This is a genomic window from Trinickia symbiotica, from assembly GCF_002934455.1.
Taxonomy (GTDB): domain Bacteria; phylum Pseudomonadota; class Gammaproteobacteria; order Burkholderiales; family Burkholderiaceae; genus Trinickia; species Trinickia symbiotica.
Genome location: NZ_PTIR01000010.1, coordinates 112,111 through 129,764, shown reverse-complemented (window position 1 = coordinate 129,764; position 17,654 = coordinate 112,111). Strand labels below are relative to the sequence as shown.

Annotated in this window: 17 protein-coding genes and 2 pseudogenes; 11 read left to right on the top strand and 8 right to left on the bottom strand. The window is 60.0% G+C overall.

Annotated features, from left to right (window positions below):
* The first annotated feature begins 48 nt into the window (after nucleotides 1-48).
* Nucleotides 49-639: a BPSL1445 family SYLF domain-containing lipoprotein gene (locus B0G57_RS16095; RefSeq protein WP_018441423.1), complete on the top strand. Its 591-nt coding sequence runs from the start codon at nucleotides 49-51 to the stop codon at nucleotides 637-639.
* A gap of 8 nt (nucleotides 640-647) precedes the next feature.
* On the opposite strand, the gene B0G57_RS16090 is transcribed toward B0G57_RS16095, so the two are convergent.
* Both B0G57_RS16090 and B0G57_RS31750 read right to left on the bottom strand, forming a co-directional pair.
* Nucleotides 648-1,679, bottom strand: a complete 1,032-nt coding sequence (locus tag B0G57_RS16090) for a histone deacetylase family protein (protein ID WP_018441422.1) — start codon at nucleotides 1,677-1,679, stop codon at nucleotides 648-650.
* Nucleotides 1,680-1,757: 78 nt separating this feature from the next.
* Nucleotides 1,758-1,910, bottom strand: a pseudogene (locus B0G57_RS31750) (DUF4172 domain-containing protein); the annotation flags it as partial.
* Between the two features lie 350 nt (nucleotides 1,911-2,260).
* Here B0G57_RS31750 and ilvD point away from each other — a divergent pair.
* The gene (gene ilvD / locus B0G57_RS16080; RefSeq protein WP_018441421.1) at nucleotides 2,261-4,123 is read left to right on the top strand and encodes a dihydroxy-acid dehydratase; all 1,863 of its coding nucleotides are present in this window, start codon (nucleotides 2,261-2,263) and stop codon (nucleotides 4,121-4,123) included.
* 174 nt (nucleotides 4,124-4,297) lie between these two features.
* On the opposite strand, the gene B0G57_RS16075 is transcribed toward ilvD, so the two are convergent.
* The 4 genes from B0G57_RS16075 to B0G57_RS16060 form a co-directional block, all read right to left on the bottom strand.
* Nucleotides 4,298-4,804 carry a PIN domain-containing protein gene (locus B0G57_RS16075; RefSeq protein ID WP_233215982.1) on the bottom strand — a complete coding sequence of 169 codons (507 nt, stop codon included), beginning with the start codon at nucleotides 4,802-4,804 and terminating at the stop codon, nucleotides 4,298-4,300.
* Nucleotides 4,805-4,876: 72 nt separating this feature from the next.
* On the bottom strand, nucleotides 4,877-5,347 hold the full coding sequence (locus tag B0G57_RS16070; RefSeq protein ID WP_026229803.1) for an excisionase family DNA-binding protein: 471 nt from the start codon (nucleotides 5,345-5,347) through the stop codon (nucleotides 4,877-4,879).
* Nucleotides 5,348-5,767: 420 nt separating this feature from the next.
* The gene (locus B0G57_RS16065; RefSeq protein ID WP_026229802.1) at nucleotides 5,768-6,724 is read right to left on the bottom strand and encodes an alpha/beta hydrolase family protein; all 957 of its coding nucleotides are present in this window, start codon (nucleotides 6,722-6,724) and stop codon (nucleotides 5,768-5,770) included.
* Nucleotides 6,725-6,890: 166 nt separating this feature from the next.
* Nucleotides 6,891-7,775: a YihY/virulence factor BrkB family protein gene (locus tag B0G57_RS16060; protein WP_223258588.1), complete on the bottom strand. Its 885-nt coding sequence runs from the start codon at nucleotides 7,773-7,775 to the stop codon at nucleotides 6,891-6,893.
* 210 nt (nucleotides 7,776-7,985) lie between these two features.
* Here B0G57_RS16060 and B0G57_RS16055 point away from each other — a divergent pair, with 210 nt between their 5' ends.
* Entirely contained in the window at nucleotides 7,986-8,576 is a 591-nt protein-coding gene (locus tag B0G57_RS16055; protein ID WP_018441415.1) for a ParB/Srx family N-terminal domain-containing protein, read from the top strand.
* Between the two features lie 177 nt (nucleotides 8,577-8,753).
* Nucleotides 8,754-10,583, top strand: a complete 1,830-nt coding sequence (locus B0G57_RS16050; RefSeq protein ID WP_018441414.1) for a RecQ family ATP-dependent DNA helicase — start codon at nucleotides 8,754-8,756, stop codon at nucleotides 10,581-10,583.
* Between the two features lie 110 nt (nucleotides 10,584-10,693).
* Here B0G57_RS16050 and B0G57_RS16045 read toward each other — a convergent pair whose 3' ends face one another.
* A complete protein-coding gene (locus B0G57_RS16045; RefSeq protein ID WP_018441413.1) occupies nucleotides 10,694-11,584 on the bottom strand; it encodes a LysR family transcriptional regulator in 891 nt (296 codons plus the stop codon).
* Nucleotides 11,585-11,705: 121 nt separating this feature from the next.
* Here B0G57_RS16045 and B0G57_RS16040 point away from each other — a divergent pair, with 121 nt between their 5' ends.
* From B0G57_RS16040 to B0G57_RS16020, 6 genes and pseudogenes are all read left to right on the top strand, one after another.
* Nucleotides 11,706-12,446: an SDR family NAD(P)-dependent oxidoreductase gene (locus B0G57_RS16040; protein WP_026229799.1), complete on the top strand. Its 741-nt coding sequence runs from the start codon at nucleotides 11,706-11,708 to the stop codon at nucleotides 12,444-12,446.
* Nucleotides 12,447-12,644: 198 nt separating this feature from the next.
* Nucleotides 12,645-13,226, top strand: coding sequence for a PAAR domain-containing protein (locus B0G57_RS16035; protein ID WP_083925650.1), 582 nt, complete (start codon nucleotides 12,645-12,647; stop codon nucleotides 13,224-13,226).
* 4 nt (nucleotides 13,227-13,230) lie between these two features.
* Nucleotides 13,231-14,028 carry a hypothetical protein gene (locus B0G57_RS16030; protein WP_018441410.1) on the top strand — a complete coding sequence of 266 codons (798 nt, stop codon included), beginning with the start codon at nucleotides 13,231-13,233 and terminating at the stop codon, nucleotides 14,026-14,028.
* A 15-nt stretch (nucleotides 14,029-14,043) separates the two neighbouring features.
* Entirely contained in the window at nucleotides 14,044-14,268 is a 225-nt protein-coding gene (locus B0G57_RS16025; RefSeq protein ID WP_102606774.1) for a hypothetical protein, read from the top strand.
* A gap of 264 nt (nucleotides 14,269-14,532) precedes the next feature.
* Nucleotides 14,533-14,780, top strand: a pseudogene (locus tag B0G57_RS32355) (hypothetical protein); the annotation flags it as partial.
* A gap of 161 nt (nucleotides 14,781-14,941) precedes the next feature.
* Complete coding sequence (locus B0G57_RS16020; RefSeq protein ID WP_018441408.1) at nucleotides 14,942-16,078, top strand: helix-turn-helix domain-containing protein; 1,137 nt, start codon at nucleotides 14,942-14,944, stop codon at nucleotides 16,076-16,078.
* On the opposite strand, the gene B0G57_RS16015 is transcribed toward B0G57_RS16020, so the two are convergent.
* Nucleotides 16,072-16,713: a hypothetical protein gene (locus tag B0G57_RS16015; RefSeq protein ID WP_018441407.1), complete on the bottom strand. Its 642-nt coding sequence runs from the start codon at nucleotides 16,711-16,713 to the stop codon at nucleotides 16,072-16,074. The genes B0G57_RS16020 and B0G57_RS16015 overlap by 7 nt on opposite strands.
* 162 nt (nucleotides 16,714-16,875) lie before the next feature.
* Between B0G57_RS16015 and B0G57_RS30905 the strand changes: the two genes are divergently transcribed.
* Nucleotides 16,876-17,235 carry a helix-turn-helix transcriptional regulator gene (locus B0G57_RS30905; RefSeq protein ID WP_146013334.1) on the top strand — a complete coding sequence of 120 codons (360 nt, stop codon included), beginning with the start codon at nucleotides 16,876-16,878 and terminating at the stop codon, nucleotides 17,233-17,235.
* Nucleotides 17,236-17,654: the final 419 nt, after the last annotated feature.

The following is a 17,654-nucleotide window of genomic DNA, read 5'->3' as shown; positions in this document are numbered from 1 at the left end:
GCACCTGAGGCAAAATGCCTTGCCATCCATCGATCACAGGGAGGATACATGCAACGCCGTCGATTCATTACGATGACCAGCGCCGCACTTGCGTCGGCAGGACTGTCCCTGACCGGTTGCACGACGACACCCATCTCGTCGGGCTCCTCCGCCGAGGCAAACGCCGGGAAACGGCAATCGATCGACGCGGATGTCAACGAAACGCTCGCGCGCCTTTACAACACGGTTCATGGCTCGCGCGAGCTCGTCCAGCAGGCGCGTGGGGTCCTCGTGTTCCCATCGGTCATCTCGGCCGGCTTCTGGTTCGGTGGCCAGTACGGCCAGGGCGCGCTGCGCGTCGGAGAAGAGACGCGGGGCTACTACAGCATCGCAGCCGCATCGTTCGGGCTGCAAATCGGCGCGCAATCCAAAGCCATCATCATGCTGTTCATGACGCAGGAAGCGCTTGACAAGTTCGTGCGAAGCCAGGGCTGGGCGGCCGGCGTCGATGCGACCGTCGCGGTCGTGAAGGTCGGCGCAAACGGCAACATCGATACGTCGACGGCGATGAATCCCGTCGAGGCCTTCGTGCTGACGAACGCGGGACTCATGGCTGGTGTTTCGCTCGAAGGGACGAAGATCTCGCGTCTTCTTATCTAAGGGCGCGTTTACGCTTCCCCTTCGAAGCCAAGGAGGACGTTGACGGCATTGATCCCGATCTCGTCCACCATGTATCCGCCTTCCATGACGAACAACGTTGGAACCTCGAGTCTTGCGATGGTTTCCCCAATGCGTAGATAGTCCGGCGTGCGCAGGCGGAAGTGGCTGATCGGATCACCTTCGAACGTATCGACGCCCAACGAGACGACGAGGACTTCCGGGGCATATCGTGCGATCGTCTTGCCCGCGTGATGCAGCGCCTCGCTGTAGCCGTCCCACGATGTGCCCTTTGCGAGCGGAAGATTCACATTGAGCCCTGCGCCGAGGCCGACGCCCTGTTCGTCCGCATGCCCCGCGAAATAGGGGTAGCAGACCGCCGGATCGCCATGGATCGAGACGAACAAGACATCGGCGCGATCGTAGAAAATGTCTTGCGTGCCGTTGCCGTGATGAAAGTCGACATCGAGGATTGCCACGCGCTTCGCGCCGCCGTCGATGCAATGCTGGGCGGCGACGGCCGCGTTGTTGAGATAGCAATAACCGCCCATGTATTCCCTGCCGGCGTGATGGCCCGGCGGACGGCAAAGGGCGAATGCCGCATGCTTGCCGCTCGCTAGCGCGTCGATGCCGGTCAGCGCGCAGTTCGCGCTCGAGCGCACCGCGTCCCACGTGCCGGCGTTGATCGGCGAGCCGGCGTCCATCGAATAGAAGCCGAGCTTGCCGTCGACGAACATCGGCTCCGCGATGCTCGGCAAGCCTCTTACTGGCCAGACGAGCGGTAGGGCTTGGGTCGTCTTTCCCGTTGCGCTCCATTCATCCCATGCGGTCGCGAGGAAATCGATGTAGCGCTGCGAATGCGCGCCCACATAGCTCGAGACGTCATAGACGGTGGGGCTGACGACGTTGCCGAGGCCCATTGCATGAACGCGGGCAAGAATCGTTTCAGCGCGCTCCGGCTTCTCGAAGGAAGGCGCGATCTTGCCGTCCTTCAGTTCGACGCCGTGATGCAAACGATGATCGGTGCTGTAAATGGTAAGCATGCTGGCAATGACATTGGATTTTTGCAGCCATCATCGTATCGGATAGGTTGCAGCTCAACGCCAAAGGCCGCGGATTGCCTAAACGTTCAGGTCGGGTAATTCGTAGCTCGTGCTGCGACCGCCCGCAGCGGACCTTCGCAACGCCCCATGTGAAACAAGCTCGCTAATGTCGCGCAGCGCGGTATCCGGGGAGCATTTCGCGATCGAGGCCCACTTGCTGCTGGTCAGCTTGTCACTTCGGCAAGTAATGCTGACGGGTGCATGCGGGTCCTGTGCAACCACTCCCGCACAGGATTCCGCCTCACACATCGTGCCGCCCGTATCGGGTATAGCCGCCCCGCACCGAACCCGCGGTTTCCGGTCCGCGGCGAGCCGTGCCGATTGATATGTTGTACGACCTAATCCCGTCAGAAAAATATATTTGACGTCTGACGGGTGCTCTCGCACTATTCACACCTCAGAGCGCACGCCATGCCATGCCGCGAGCCTACGCGCGGCTATCGGCGTGCCGCCAACCCCGCAATGTCCACCGGCCCCCGGGCGCGACACCGTTTCGAAAAAGCATTACCCAAGGAATACAGATGCCGAACTATCGATCACGCACTTCGACGCATGGCCGCAACATGGCCGGCGCCCGCGCCCTGTGGCGCGCCACCGGAATGAAAGACGGCGATTTCGGCAAGCCCATCATCGCCGTCGTGAACTCGTTCACCCAGTTCGTGCCGGGTCATGTGCATTTGCGCGATCTCGGGGCGCTGGTCGCCAAGGAAATCGAAGCGGCAGGCGGAGTCGCCAAGGAATTCAACACCATCGCAGTGGACGACGGCATCGCCATGGGTCATGGCGGCATGCTGTACTCGCTGCCTTCGCGCGAGCTGATCGCCGATTCGGTCGAGTACATGGTCAACGCGCATTGTGCTGACGCGATGGTCTGCATTTCCAATTGCGACAAGATCACACCGGGCATGCTGATGGCCGCGATGCGCCTCAACATTCCGGTGGTGTTCGTGTCGGGCGGCCCGATGGAAGCGGGCAAAGTCACATCGCCGACGGGAGGCCAGGTCATCGCGAAGATCGACCTTATCGACGCGATGATCAAGGCCGCCGATCCGAAAGTTAGCGATGCCGAAGTGGCTGAAGTGGAGCGCAGCGCTTGCCCGACATGCGGCTCCTGTTCGGGCATGTTCACGGCGAACTCGATGAATTGCCTGACGGAGGCGATCGGCCTTGCGTTGCCCGGCAACGGCACGCTCGTCGCCACGCACGCATGGCGCAAGGGCCTATTCGAACAGGCTGGCCGCCTCGTCGTCGAGCTCTGCCGTCGTTACTATCAAGAAGAAGACAGCTCTGTGCTGCCGCGAAGCATCGCCACCAAGCAGGCATTCGAAAACGGCATGGCCCTGGACGTGGCAATGGGCGGCTCGACCAATACAGTGCTGCACCTGCTGGCAGCCGCACAGGAAGCCGGTGTCGATTTCACGATGTCCGACATCGACCGCATATCGCGCAAAGTGCCGTGCCTTTGCAAGGCGGCGCCGGCAACCGATAAGTACCATATCGAAGACGTGCATCGCGCCGGCGGCATCCTCGGCATCCTCGGCGAGCTGGCAAGGGCCGATCTCGTGGACCTGTCTTGCGGTAACGTGCACAGCGGCACGCTTGGCGAAGCGATTGCCAAGTGGGACATCGCCGGCGGCGCGGGCGAGCAGGCGCAGAGATTCTTCCGCGCGGCTCCCGGCGGAATCCCGACGACCGTTGCGTTCAGCCAGGAAGCGACGTTCGCGTCGCTCGATACCGATCGCAAAACCGGCTGCATTCGCACCAAGCCGCACGCGTACTCGCAAGACGGCGGCCTCGCGGTGCTTTACGGCAACCTCGCCGAGAAAGGCTGCATCGTCAAGACAGCGGGTGTCGACGAATCGCAATGGGTCTTCTCGGGACGCGCCCGCGTCTTCGAAAGCCAGGATGAAGCTGTGGAAGCCATTCTGGGCGACAAGGTGGTGCCCGGCGACGTCGTCGTGATCCGTTACGAGGGACCGAAAGGCGGCCCGGGTATGCAGGAAATGCTGTACCCCACGTCGTATTTGAAGTCGAAGGGCCTCGGCAAGAGCTGCGCGCTCTTTACCGACGGTCGCTTCTCCGGCGGCTCGTCAGGACTCGTAATTGGACATGCATCGCCCGAAGCGGCCGAGGGCGGCACGATCGGTCTCGTGGAAGATGGCGATGTCATCGAAATCGACATCCCCAAGCGCAAGATCCACTTGGCGGTGCGGGATGACGAACTGGCGAGCCGCCGGCAAGCGATGGAAGCGCGCGGCGACAAAGCGTGGATGCCGACGGATCGCGAACGCGTGGTGTCGCAAGCGCTGCAGGCCTACGCGGCGCTGGCCACTTCGGCCGACCGCGGCGCGGTGCGCGATATCTCGCAACTGAAGCGCAAGTGATATAGAACGGCTCCGTCGCAGTCACGCGATCGGGGCCGCGAGTATGGCGAGCGCCGGTGCCGGTGATCGACGCGCTGATCGCAAGTGCGCCGATCAGCGCCAACCGCCTACCCTGTGCAACGACTCCATAGTCGCCATCGCATCGACGCTGCTCTGTCTTTTTGCGATACGCAGCTAGATCAACTCGGCCGCTTCACGTATCCGCTCGGCTGTTGCAGGCAACCCTCCTCGCGCGAGCGCCTGTGCGAATTCCTCTGCCGTCGTGTGCGGGCTTCTTCTTCGAGTACGCATATGCTTGAAGGCGACCATCGCCGCGACCGGATCGAGATCCCATTGGTTGACAATGAAGCGGTCCGGGTGGAGCACTTCAATACCGTACGCTCTCACCACTTCGACGGGGAAATCTCGGAGGTTGGCGGTCACAATGCAATCTGCGTGTCCAGCAATTGCTGCGGCAAGCACGTGCCTGTCGTTCAGATCAGGTAGCTCGTACGTTGCAATCAGCGGCGCCAACGCAATTTCTGGCACCTCCCAGTCCGGCACTGCCTCGCGCATGCAGTCCCGGCGGAATACCAACTTATTTTTCAGGTCGGGTCGAAGCTCCTCGAGCGCGGCAATCCACTCCCGCTCGATTCTCACGGACCATTTCGCGGCAAAAAGTCCTGCGGTGGCCAAACTCATCAGTGAGTCCGCCATGGCGATCGGAGAGAACGCAGGCGTCCAACAGCGCCGTGTAACGTGCGTTACCCGCCATCAGTAGTCCAATCCCAATTCACGCGCGTTATCCGCCATGCGCTCCAGTGCAGATATCTGTTTCTCGCGCATCTTCTTGGCATAAGCCACCAAGTCGTCGAAGCCAATTCGCCTGTGCGTACCCACCATCCGATGTGGGAGCCTCCCTGCTTCTATTTCCTTAATCACAAACGGTCGCGACACGTTCAGAAAATGCGCAGCCTCGACGGTCGTGAATTCTCGTTTGGCCGGGATGAGAGTAATGGGCCGGCCTTCGCTCATGGCTCCGAGCAGTTGACCAATGAGCTTCAATGCGGCGGGTGGCACCTGGACGGATGGATGTTCACCCTTGTCGGTAGTGAGAGTGATGGCCGCCGCCCGCGAATGGTCGAGTGCTTCCATGATGCAACGCTGTGCAACACGCGCCATTTCGAGTTCCGCATCTGTAAGCGGTGGCGGAGTCACTTCGTGAAGTCGATCTACGGTAGGCATATACGTCCCCTTTTTGTTGCGGAGATGCGAGGTATGCCTTGCTCCTTGTTGGGCAAGGAGAGTAGGCGGATATCTGCATTAAATGCAACGACTGCATTATATGCAACCGCCGCGTATTCCGCTAGGCACCTCGGACTGGCATAAGCCCCTCATTGCAGCGGCGCGAACCCCGTCATCTGCCTGCGAGCGCTGAGCGTTCCGGAGCGCGGCCATTTCGGCCGACCGCGGCGCGGTGCGCGATATCTCGCAGCTGAAGCGGAAGTGATGTAGCACGGCTCCATCGCAGTCACGCGATCGGGGCCGCGAGTATGCCTCCGGTGCCGGTCATCGCCGCCGCTGATCGACGAAAGCGCCGATCAGCGTCAACCGTCTACTCTGGGCGCTTACGTCAAAGCCTTTTTCCCTCAGTGTCATCGGCGCTCAATGTAGTTTGGCTCTAAAGAAGCCGAGCACCTTCTCATCGAATTGCTCGTGAAAGGCAACGCGATCGAATCCCTTCGCGTCGACGCATAGCGCGGGCGCATCCTTTGTCAATTCCTTAGGGCAAGGTGCGAGGAAAGCGAAATGCGCCGCGCCGGGGACAACGTGGAATTCAGGGCTTTGGGGGAGCGCGTGGGCAAGCGCCGGCATGGTTTCGGGCAGCACGCCGTCTCCACCGAACTGGGAAGCCCAGAGCTGGATCGGCGCTTTCACGTCTTTCAGGCTAGCCGATGTGGGAAACTCGTCGAGCGGGTCCGCCAGCACATAGGCTTTGATCCGCGCATCATGCGCCAAGGGTCCCGTTGGGACCTCTTTGCGCTCGATCTGTTGGCAAATAGGAAGCTTCGGGTCCGGGCATGGAACGTTGGCGTCCAGGAAGTCCGGGTTACCGCCAGCCAGTACGAGACCGGTGTAGCCGCCACGCGAAAAGCCGAAGAAGCCTATCGATTCGGGATCGATCTTGGCAGCGTCCGGCGACCTGTCCAACATGTAATCGATGAGACGCGTAATGTCGGTCGGACGCTCGACGAATACGGATATGTCGGCCTGACGGCTCTTATCGGAGAACGAATCGCCTGGATGATTGATCGCCGCCACGACAAAGCCGGCGTCGGCAAGCCTCTCGGCAATATCGTGGTGATTAAGGAACGATCCGGTGTGACCGTGTGAAATCACGATCAACGGCAACCTTGCGCCGACGGTCGGACAGTCGCGTCTTCCTGACAGGACGTACGGACCGATCGGTATTTCCCGTGCCGCAGCCGCGCATGGCGTCCACACTATCGCCCTTAATGCTGGGCCGTTGGCGTCGGGCGGAATGTTCACGAGCTTTATTCCCGCAGCCTGTGAGATCGTCGTCGATAAGCAGAACAGCGCAATGGATATGAGTTTTCTCATGATGTTGTTTTTCTTAACGAAGCGGGCCGTCAGTGATCGAGCGCGCGAGCCGGAAATGCCCGTGGCAGCGGGATGATAGCGCGAAGCCATGACTATAAGAGCGCCAGACTGGTAAGCGCCCAACCGCATCAACGAATTGGACGCCGTGCTAATTGGCCGCGATCGTCTACCTGTTCGACGTTGCACCCGCTCTCGCCCGGTCGGACGCGTGGGTGCGGTCGGCGCGAACCGCGGCCGTCACTTCGGCGCCGAGCAGGAAGACGACTGAAGAGAAGTACAGCCACATCATCAGAACGGCGAGTGATCCCGCGGCGCCGAAAGTGGTCGCTGTGCCCGCATGCGAGAGGTAAAGCGCGAACAGGTGCCGGCCGACCGTGAAAAGGACGGCGGCGATGAAAGCGCCGATTGCTGCGTGACCGTAGCGTATTCGGGTATCGGGCAGCCATTTGATCAGCGCGGCGAGCGCCACCGTGAGAATCGCGAGTGTGACGGCGGACTGCAGAATCGCGGCAATGATGACGATCGGACTGGCGCCGAAGATGGCGCGCGCGGCGATCTGAATTGCCGTATCGAGCACCAGTGACACGACGAGCAGGAACCCCAGTCCAAGCACCAGCGCGAACGACATCAGCCGCGCGCGCAGCAACAGCGCGAACCCTTTGATGCCCGGCGGCGACTCGGTGTCGAACACCGCATCGAGTGCCGTGTTGAGCGACGTGAATGTGGCCGACGCGCCAACGATCAGCAAGACGATCGATGCCAGCGTCGCGAAGCCTCCGCCGGCCGAGTGATGCGCGTGCGTGACGATGTCCTGCATCGCACGCGCCGCGTCACTGCCGACGACGTTCTTGATCTCCGAGAACAACTGGCCGCGCGCCGCGGCCTCGCCGAAAAACCAGCCGGCAACGGCGAGCACCAGGAGCAGGGTCGGGGCGAGCGAAAACGCGGAGTAGAAGGCGATGCCCGCGCCCATCATCGTGCATCGGTCCGACGAAAAGCGCTTTGCCGCATCCAGCCCGAAACGAACAGGTTTGACGTTCAGCGCCCGCATCGCGAACCGTCGCGGGCCAACTCCCGACATCACGCATCTCCATCCAAATACGGCGTGCGAGCCCGGTGATGCGATAAGCGAGCAATCGCTATGCCGCGGCGAACGGACGCAAACCGCAAGCGGCGCCGTGCCGTGCCCCACGCCGGCAATGAGAACAGTGGCATGCGCGTTGCTGCGCGATCCCATATCTCGATAAATGGGCAGCATCCAATGGAGACCATGCTTCTGTCCTCACTACGTCCGACGCAGATGACAGTCGGCTTCGCCTATGTCGATGTCAAATCCATCATCACGCGAAGGCACGGCGGACGCACGCTTCAGCCGTTCATGCAGGCCCACGCAATTCGTGTCGTCCGCGGACCCGAGGGCACGTATATCGTCGATCACCACCACTGGGCGTATGCCTGGCATCGCCTCGGCATCGTCGAGGCGCCCGTGCGCGTGCAGAAAGACTATCGCGACGTTGCAGAGAACGACTTCTGGATACTGATGCGCAAACACGGATGGTTGCATCTGTTCGATGAGCGCGGGCAGAAATGCGAACTCGACGCACTGCCGAACTCGCTCGACGGCATGCAGGACGATCCCTACCACAGCCTCGCTGCCTTGGCGCGCCGCGCCGGAGCATACCGCAAGCCGAAGCGGGCCTACGTTTCGTTCGTGTGGGCGAACTACATGCGCGACCGTGTCAAGATCGATTCGGATGGTCCGGGCGCGTTCAGCCTCGCGCTGCTCGAGGCGATGCGCGTCGCTCGCGATAAGGACGCCGCTGACTTGCCCGGGTACATCGGAGGCGAGTAGCGCTCGGAGGTTGCCACAGTACGCTCCTCCCGGATGGCCATCTGAATCGGAGTCCACGGACGGTACTAGGACGCTGGCCCCGTCGTGTATTGCATGGGCGGTGGGCGCCGTGCGCCGCCTCGCCGTCTCTCTCACGGCATGGCCCTTGCGCAAGCGTCGTCGCCATGACTACCGGGGATGAATATGACCGCGGATAAGCGGCTGCGCGAGCTGCGCAGGACGATGCGCGAGCGATTCGGCATCGCACGCCTGCGCGAAGGCCAGGAGGAGATCATCCGTAGTGTGCTCGCGCGTTGCGACACGCTCGCGACGATGCCGTCGGGCGCAGGCAAATCGCTGTGCTACCAGTTACCGGCGTTGCATCTCGAAGGCATGACGCTCGTCGTGTCGCCGCTGATCTCGCTGATGAAGGACCAAGCGGACAAGCTGCGGGCCATTGGCCTCGAGCCTTTGCTCGTCAACAGCACGCTGAAACGCAAGGATGAAAAGGCCGTTCTCAATGCGTTACGAGAGGGCCGCAAACGCATGGTGTTCGTGACGCCCGAGCGGCTCGCGCAGCCCGCTTTCGTCGATATTCTCGCGGGCTGCACCCGGCGTCCCGTGGAGCTCGTGGTCGTGGACGAGGCTCACTGCGTCTCGAAGTGGGGCCACGATTTTCGTCCTGCATTCCTCGGCATCGCTCATGCGGTCGAGGCCATCGGCGCACCGCCCGTTCTTGCGCTCACCGCAACCGCCACGCGCGAGGTCGTCGCGGATATCGTGCATTCGCTGCGGCTGCGTGAACCGACAATCGTACGCACCGGCACGTACAGGCCGAACCTACGGTATCGCGTCGTGCACACGGGTGCTGGGCATGGCCGTCGCGAAGCGGCCCGAGCGCTCGCGCTAAAGCAGCAACAGCTGCTCGATTTGATCGGCGAACTGAAGGGCGCGGGGATCGTCTATGTCGCGACGTTGCGCGACGTGCAACGCGTACGCGCATGGCTTGCCGCGGCCGGAGAAAGCGTGGCGCACTATCATGGCCGCTTGCCGGCGAACGAGCGCCGCGAGGAGCAGGACCGGTTCATGAACGGGCACTCGCGTCTCATCGTCGCGACGAATGCCTTCGGCATGGGCATCGATAAGCCCGATGTGCGATTCGTCATTCACTATCAAGTGCCGGGCAACCTGGATGCGTACTATCAAGAGACCGGACGGGCCGGGCGCGACGGTGAGCTGGCGGATTGCGTACTTCTGTTCGATCTCAACGATCGACGTATTCAGCAGTTCTTTCTGGCCGGGCGATATCCGGACACAGGGCAGGTGCTGCAGGTATTCGATGCGATTGCGGGCGGGATAGAAGAGGCGCACGACGAACGGCAGTCGCGGTCCGACGCATCCGGCCGGACGCCGGTGTCCGCGAAAGCGCTCGCGAGCGTGCTGCCGGACCTGGCGGCAGGCAAAGTGGATGTTGCGCTCGCCATGTTGGTTGACGCGCGGATCGTTCAACGGGATAGGCAGCATCGTTACCGGCTGCGCAAAGGGGCAGCGACGGCTGAACTGCGAGATGCGGTGCCTCGTGCGGCGGAACAGTTTCAACGCATGCGGGAACGCGACCACATCGCGTTGCAGCAGATGGTCGACTATGCGCAGAGCGGGCGTTGCCGGTGGCGGCTGATGCTGGACTACTACGAGGAAGACGCGACAATCGAACGTTGCGGCAGTTGCGACAATTGCATGCATCCGCCGCACGTGGAGCCGCTGCCTGAGCCCCGTTCAGCCGCGGCGATCGCGCACCGGCGCATGGAGCGCACGACCGAGGAGCGGCATGGATGGACACGCGGGGAAAGCGTCCGGGTCGCTCGCTTTGGCATCGGCGAAGTGGTCATGTCGACCGATGAGCAAGTGGCCATCCGATTCCCCGATGGAAGCGTGCGCACTTTCGTTGGCGATCGCGTGCAGCGTGCGCCGCCACCCGCGTCGCAGGACGGCGATGCTGGCGCCGGGCAAGGAAGCGCCGTCGTGTAACCGTTATCGCGCATCCCCAACCTGCCAACGGGAACGTCGGGACCGATGGCACCAGCAAAAGCTCCACTAAGATCCGGGTTGCGTTTGAAGCGCGTCGCGGTGTCGAGCCTCTACAAACGCGACGGGATCTCGGCAGCAAAATAGTCAGTCACCAGACGCACGCGCGGAGGCACGAAACGGCGCGTCGGCCAGACGATGCTGACATCGCGTGCATCCCGAATGAATTCGTCTAGTACGGTCATGACGTCAGGATGCTCGAGTTCGTCGACCAGAGAAAGCTTTGCGAACAGACCGATGCCCACGCCCGCGAGCACGGCCAATCGTAGTGTCTCGACGCTATTCGACGACAAGTTGCCTCGCACCGGGACGCTGAACTTGCCGCGAGGCCCGTGAAATGGCCACTGCGCTGATTCCAGCAACCCGCCATAGACCAGGCAATTGTGATTGACCAGTTCCGAGGGATCTTTCGGAATGCCGTGCTGCTCGAAATAGCGACGCGATCCGACACAGACCAACGGAGTGCTGGCAATTCGCTTCACAATCGAATCCGGTTCGTTGACAACACCCACCCGAATCGCGAGATCAATCCGGTCATCCACCAAATCGCGCGCGAAATCCGACAACACAAGATCGACCTGAAGACCGGGATGGCGGGAGAGCAGTTCAGGGATGAGCGGAAGCACATGGAGGCGGCCGAATGTCGCGGCAGAGGCGATACGAACAAGGCCGCAGCAATTCAGCGTGCTGCTGGTCAATTCGCTGTCGGCCGCCTCGATTTCCTCAAACAGCGGCTTCGTTCGCTCGTAATAATTCCGCCCCTGATCCGTCAGGGTCACGCTGCGCGTGCTCCGGTTGAACAGCAGCACGCCCAGACGCTTTTCCAGCGCGCCGATCGCCTTGCTGATGGCGGATTGTGACTCGCCGGTTCTCCGCGCCGCAGCGGAAAATCCCCCCGCTTCGACAACGGCGATGAAGGCGCTCAATTCATGAAACCGGTCCATTGCGCTTGTCCTCCGCGATATATTCCCACGGCGAATAGATTCTATGACAATCGCGGCGATTATCATTTTTCTGGGCCGTAATTACGATGCCTGTTCCATCCATGAAGAGACAGAGGATTTCATGTCCACGCTCGCAGGTAAGGTCGCCGTCATCAGCGGCGGCACAACGGGTATCGGTTTGGCGATTGCGCAACGATTCGTTGCCGAAGGCGCTCACGTTTTTATCTTCGGCCGTCGGCAGGCCCAGCTCGATGAAGCGGCCAGGTTGATCGAACGCAACGTCACTGCGATCCGGGCTGATGCTGCGGATCTCGATGACCTCGATCGCGTCGCAGCGGCGGTCAAGGCCGAAAAAGGTGTCGTCGACATCATCGTGTCGAACGCGGGCTATACGGAGCAGGCCACGATCGACACCATCACGCCCGAGCATTTCGATAAGGCGTTCAATCTGATGGCGCGCGGTCCGGTGTTTCTTGTGCAGAAGCTGCTGCCCATGATGACGGACGGTGGATCAATCATCCTGGTGTCGTCGGCCATGCACCTCATGGGCATTCCCGGACATACCGCCTATGCAGCGACCAAGGCCGCGTTGCGGTCCTATACCCGCACCTGGGCCGCAGAATTCAGGGATCGCGGCATTCGCGTCAACATGCTCAGCCCTGGTGTCACTGACACGCCGATTCTCGATGCTCAGTCGGCGCCGCGCGAGCATCTGATCGACATGTACAAGAGCATGGTCCCGCTTGGCCGGCTTGCGCGGGCCGAGGAGATGGCGAATGCAGCGCTCTTCCTGGCTTCCGAGCAGAGTTCCTACATGACGGGCGCGGATTTAATGAATGACGGGGGGATTGCGCAGGTGTGAAGCCCGATACTACTCGCCTCTACGAGCTGCCTCTGGGCAGCTGCAGAGCGCTTCTCGAAATCAAGAAAACGGACCGTGGCTAGACCTCCCTGTCCATTTCTCATTCGAACCGATTCGGACCGCCTTCTTTCTCCCCGCGTTACGCTTGTGGTATCTATTCGCCCCTCAAAACATAAAACTACCGAGGGCGTTAACAAAATGAGACGTAGCTATCTGAAAATGGGCGATAAATCGTCGGCCGGCGGAACTGTGACCGAAGGCATACCGCAGGCAACGCATTGCGGCACTGAACTTACTTTCATCGGGGCGCGGGTCGTTTGTCCAGCCTGCAAATCGGTGGGCCACATCGTCGCGAAAGGCCCGCGCTGGCCTGGGTCGATGATGGGCAAAGAGCCTGCGTTGGAAGGGGACATCTGCGTATGCAAGTGTACCCCCCCGCCGGTAATGCTTCCCTCCCAGTCAGATATGTATGAGAGCTTCGAGAGCCATGAACTGGCAAGCATGGGCTACGGGCCAGGAGGCAACTACTTGGCCGACGAGCCGGCAAGCGAGCACTGGATTCGGTTCTCTTTGAACGATGCTGGCAGTTGCGAAGGCTTGCGTTGCCGCGCCCACTTCGCCGATGGCTCTGTTGAAGAAGGTATCTTCGACGCCGACAACAAAGTTCATTTCGACCGCCCCAACGCCTCCACTTGCGAGCGGGTCGATGTGGTGGTCGACGGCGGCCAGAACAGCGGCCAGTCGGTGATGAGCAACATTCTGATGGCGATGGTGGGGTGAAGAGATGACGGATACGACAGCAAGCAAGAACACGGTCGCCAGTGGTTCATTCAATACTCAGCAGGTTCATGACATCAAGAGTGGCCTGCTGGAAGCAGCCATCGCGGACTACGAAGCAATCGCGACGACCTTCGCCGTCAATGCAATCAGCGATGACAAGGTTCGCCAGCAGTACAGCAAGCACATTAGGGAAATCTCCGACCAGGTGAGGCAGGAGGTTGCCAGCGGCAACATGACCGTAAAAGAAGGGGCAGAATATTGCAGCCAACTGCGCGAGAAGCTTTTCGTCGAGTATCGAAAGTACACGTCCGCCGTCGGAGTCGCGAAGGCAGAAGCACTCAAGCTCAAATCGAGAGGATTCGACTATTACCTGAACAAGTATGCTCAGGCCCAGTTCAGCAAGAACTTTGACGCGCTGACGAATGACGAGCGTAGCGCTGTCTACTATACGGTCCTGAACAAAGCAGGGGGCGCCAATGCCAATGTCTCAGCCAAGGTCCGCCGCTTGCAGGCGAGCGCCCGAGTCGCAATCTTGTTCACGGCCATTATCGCGACCGGCGAGGTTGTCGGCGCCAAGGACAAAGTGAAGGAGGCTGCCCGACAGGGGAGCATCATTGCAGGCGGGATGATTGGCGGAAGCCTCGCAGGGCTCGCTGTTTCGTTCGTTTGCGGCCCCGCTGAACCCGCTTGCGCAATCGCGCTTGTGTTCATCGGGAGTAACCTGGGAGGCATGGCCGCCGAAGTCGGAAACGACATCTACCAGGAAGAGCTGCCTGTTTTTATGCACTGGATGAACGACTGAGCGGAACGCCGAAAAATGTCGACGCCAATGTTCGTGGTTCTTTTCGTGCTCTTCGTCTGCGCCGCCTTTGTGATTATTATCAATCTCACGGGTGACCCGGGCATCGACTACTGGGACCTCGACGGGGAGAACGAACCTCCTGCGTCCAAGCTCGACGCCCTCCGGACCAAGCCCGTATTCTACGGCGCTGGGGCGGTGCTCATCGGCACCTTCATTACGTATCTGCTGGTACGCCGCTGAATGAGGGCCATCGACGTGAACACAATACATCGCGCCGATGTCGCTCGGGCTCGTGGTGCGAAAACGGTTCTTAGGGTCCGGCGACAAGTGCGGGCCGGTTATCTTTCTTTCCCGCGTCTGCTTTTGGGGGTAGCCGATTGGCCACCGACTTCGCCGAATTTGCCCGTAGCCAGATCGATTTCATCGCCTGCTCCCGCGTTCATACCTTGCCATAAGACGGGTCAGACTCATCGGCCGATCGCCAGTCTGTGAAAAGTAGGGTCCTTGGCTCGTCACGACGACGACGCACTCGTGAATCCGACGCTGCTGCAAAATTTGCAGCAAGGCCTCAGCCTGAAGCTCGCGACTGGCTTCGAGCCCAGTACCCCGGATGGAGAAGTTCAGGCCGCAAGACCTGTTTACGCCGTTGCTATCGGACTCATTTCAGTGCCGTTTGCGTCGCTGCGGAAGGCAAGAATCTTGTCATCGAAGCCCCACCAGGGACGGGTAAGAGCCAGACTATCTCGAACCTGCAGCGCGGACCTTGGCCAAAAATGCGTGGTGGAACAAGCGCGCGGAGCTGGGTGAGTTCACCGCACCCTAAATTTTGACTGGAAATTCACGCGTGCTTTTGCTAACGTAAAACTTGACAAAACTTGACGGACCTTGCCTGGTTAGCTACCATTCGCCGACTATGCTCAATCTCAAATCCGTTCAAGCCAAGATGGCCGAGCTCGGCCTCACACAAGCTGCTGTCGCAGAACGTTGTGGGGTAAGCAAGGAAGCTGTTTCGAACTGGCTGTCAGGCGAATCGATTCCGCGCCCGAAGAAGCTTCGCGCCCTCTCAGAGACACTCGGGCTTGAGATCGATGTACTAACATCGGGTGAGGGCGTGTTGCCATCGCCGGTTGTGGCTTACCGCACGAAAAAGAATCGCCCCGCTAGCAACGAGGCTCTAGAAGTGGCATCGGACGTCGCATGCCATTTGCGAGAATTGGTGCCATTCATTCAGAGCTGCAGCTTGTTTTCGCCCCCTGTACTCCAGTCACCTTCGCTGGAAGAAGACTACATTCGTTGTGCAGCCCAACAAACCCGACAGCGCATTGGCATATCTGACGTTGCTCCACTAACACGAGAGCAGCTAATTGGCCTCCATCGCACGTTCGGCTCGATTCTGGTCCCAGTCTTATGGGGGGAGGCCAAGTTTGGTCACGAAAACGCGTTGAGCGTCTATTTACCAGAATCAAAGACGTCGTTCGTTGTATTCAGCTTGAATGCCCGTAACGACGACTTCAACTATTGGCTCGCGCACGAGCTTGCTCACTGCTATACGCTGCACGCCATCCAGGGAGATGATGGAGAGGCGTTCTCCGAGCGCTTCGCCCAAGAGCTCCTGTTCCCTCATGCTGCTGCGGCGGCTGCACTTACAGATATTTGCTCAAGCCCGTCCCGAATGGAACGAGCACAATATTACGCAGAAGCACATGACATCTCGATTGTCACGGTCATCCGGCAAGTTGATCGCGTCGCTAACCAACTAGGCGTCGCTTCGTCAGGACTCGAGACGGACGAATTTTGGGAACACTGGAACGCAAACCGCACCAATATTCCCACCGTCGGGCACGCACTATTTGGAACCGAAAAGCTCGACCTCGCCACTTACGTGTGCGAGTGCGAAAGAGTATTCGGGACGCCAATATTTCAAGCGCTCGCTCGTTGGCAGCAGCATGAAGGAGGCCGATCGCCATCCTTTATTGCGGCCGCACTCAATACGAGCCTCGAGGACGCAGTCGAGCTCTCCCGCTACCTAGTGACTCACTGCTCTCACTGAAGCGTCGGCGCACGCTCATTGAACAAGTTCTCGTAGAGCCGCCGCCAGTCTCGAGGCAATTTTTCGTCACAGCGTAGCCACGATAAAACTGTACTCCTCCGCTCGTCCGCATCGAGACTACCTGCTTGCTCCAGCAGGTGTAGCACATGCAAGCTGGTGATGATTCCGATCTCGTAATCGTCTTCGCAAGTCAGATCCTCGACGATGAGCTTGAGGGGCCACTCGTCGCTAGCGATTACAGCATTGAATACTGCCGCAGTCGCAAGAAGCTCCAAATCTCTCGATGAGAGGCTCTTGGGCGAGATACGTTCTCTGGCACAATGCCTCTCGAGAAAAGCCTTGGCGTACGGCCTGAGCTGCCGGATTTCGTTGCGGACGTCGTCGCGGTCGTGATCCGGCAATTCGGGCAAAACCCCGTTCGCTTCTTCGAAAGCAAGATCCGCAACTAGCCATGCGTACTCGCGGTCCAATCGCGGGCTTCGACGAAATTCTTCAAGCAGCGAGCCCAAAGTCAAAATTCGAAAGCCCCCAACTTCCGTTCCCAAAAATGGACGCAACGAGGAATGGTAAATTCGCAGAAAGCAGTTAGTGTCGACCAGCAACAATCGTGACTCTTGCTCGATGCCGTCATCCATTTGCCCAATACCACCCTCAATAAAATATATGCCGCTCCGCGCGGCCCATGAGCGGGGTCTCGGACACCCATCCATTGCCACAGAAAGAATCCGGTTGCATTATAGCGTTTCGCGGCACCTAGATCCGCCCCTCGGTCAAAAAACACGAAGTTATCCACAGATATGGTGCCAATTTCGGCACTTCGGCTGACTCACACTTCAATGCCAAGCTTTGAAAACGCGAGAAACTCGTCTGCTGAAGAGATTTGCAGGCGCATCGCCGATCGTGTTCGGGCAGAGCGCCGAAAGCTACAACTCTCCCAACAGGAGTTTGCTGGCCGGTGCCAAATTCCTCTCCGAACTTACAAGCGCTTTGAGCTTGGCGAGTGCGACTCGCTGGCAACGTTCATCAAGATAGTTGCTGCCTTTGATCGCGTGGTAGCGCTCGAATTGTTATTTCCTCCGAAGCAAGTCGATACAGTACCGCGCACTGCGGTTGCTTTGCTGAACCGCCTAGTACAACGGCTGGACGAAAAGGTGTAGCCCAACGAGCGATGCCAATGGTTGTAGATGATGGTTGATAGGCCAACTCCGCTTTGGCGCGCTGATGCTTTGCACGTGTGGGCGTCCATCCCATTGGAAAGCGCCTTGTAGCCGCCTCGCCAACGCCGCCCCCCTGAATGTCGGCAAGGGCCGAATTATTGGCCGCGACCGCCTGTACCGAGCGACTGCTCGACTCTGATACCTGCCGTTTGACCTCTGACGGCTCGACCGGCGGCAGTGGGCCCGAGACCGGCCGCAAGCACCACATCAGGGTGAACGGCGGTCACTGAGCCACCAAGCGCCGGCAGGTCTTTGATCCGCAACATTGTACTGACCGACGTACCGCGCCGGGTGACAGGGTTATTGCACCCTACAGCGGCACAGCCGAGCATGCCTCGAAGTTACCACCCTCGTAGGCC

Bases quoted from the DNA above. Each gene is read 5' to 3' on its own strand.
- B0G57_RS16065 (WP_026229802.1), bottom strand. From the start codon at position 6,724: ATGAGAAAACTCATATCCATTGCGCTGTTCTGCTTATCGACGACGATC.
- B0G57_RS16035 (WP_083925650.1), top strand. From the start codon at position 12,645: ATGAGACGTAGCTATCTGAAAATGGGCGATAAATCGTCGGCCGGCGGA.
- B0G57_RS16090 (WP_018441422.1), bottom strand. From the start codon at position 1,679: ATGCTTACCATTTACAGCACCGATCATCGTTTGCATCACGGCGTCGAA.
- B0G57_RS16055 (WP_018441415.1), top strand. From the start codon at position 7,986: ATGGAGACCATGCTTCTGTCCTCACTACGTCCGACGCAGATGACAGTC.
- ilvD (WP_018441421.1), top strand. From the start codon at position 2,261: ATGCCGAACTATCGATCACGCACTTCGACGCATGGCCGCAACATGGCC.
- B0G57_RS16025 (WP_102606774.1), top strand. From the start codon at position 14,044: ATGTCGACGCCAATGTTCGTGGTTCTTTTCGTGCTCTTCGTCTGCGCC.
- B0G57_RS16095 (WP_018441423.1), top strand. From the start codon at position 49: ATGCAACGCCGTCGATTCATTACGATGACCAGCGCCGCACTTGCGTCG.
- B0G57_RS16020 (WP_018441408.1), top strand. From the start codon at position 14,942: ATGCTCAATCTCAAATCCGTTCAAGCCAAGATGGCCGAGCTCGGCCTC.
- B0G57_RS16045 (WP_018441413.1), bottom strand. From the start codon at position 11,584: ATGGACCGGTTTCATGAATTGAGCGCCTTCATCGCCGTTGTCGAAGCG.
- B0G57_RS16015 (WP_018441407.1), bottom strand. From the start codon at position 16,713: ATGGATGACGGCATCGAGCAAGAGTCACGATTGTTGCTGGTCGACACT.
- B0G57_RS16060 (WP_223258588.1), bottom strand. From the start codon at position 7,775: ATGCGGGCGCTGAACGTCAAACCTGTTCGTTTCGGGCTGGATGCGGCA.
- B0G57_RS16070 (WP_026229803.1), bottom strand. From the start codon at position 5,347: ATGCCTACCGTAGATCGACTTCACGAAGTGACTCCGCCACCGCTTACA.
- B0G57_RS16040 (WP_026229799.1), top strand. From the start codon at position 11,706: ATGTCCACGCTCGCAGGTAAGGTCGCCGTCATCAGCGGCGGCACAACG.
- B0G57_RS16050 (WP_018441414.1), top strand. From the start codon at position 8,754: ATGAATATGACCGCGGATAAGCGGCTGCGCGAGCTGCGCAGGACGATG.
- B0G57_RS30905 (WP_146013334.1), top strand. From the start codon at position 16,876: ATGGTGCCAATTTCGGCACTTCGGCTGACTCACACTTCAATGCCAAGC.
- B0G57_RS16030 (WP_018441410.1), top strand. From the start codon at position 13,231: ATGACGGATACGACAGCAAGCAAGAACACGGTCGCCAGTGGTTCATTC.
- B0G57_RS16075 (WP_233215982.1), bottom strand. From the start codon at position 4,804: ATGAGTTTGGCCACCGCAGGACTTTTTGCCGCGAAATGGTCCGTGAGA.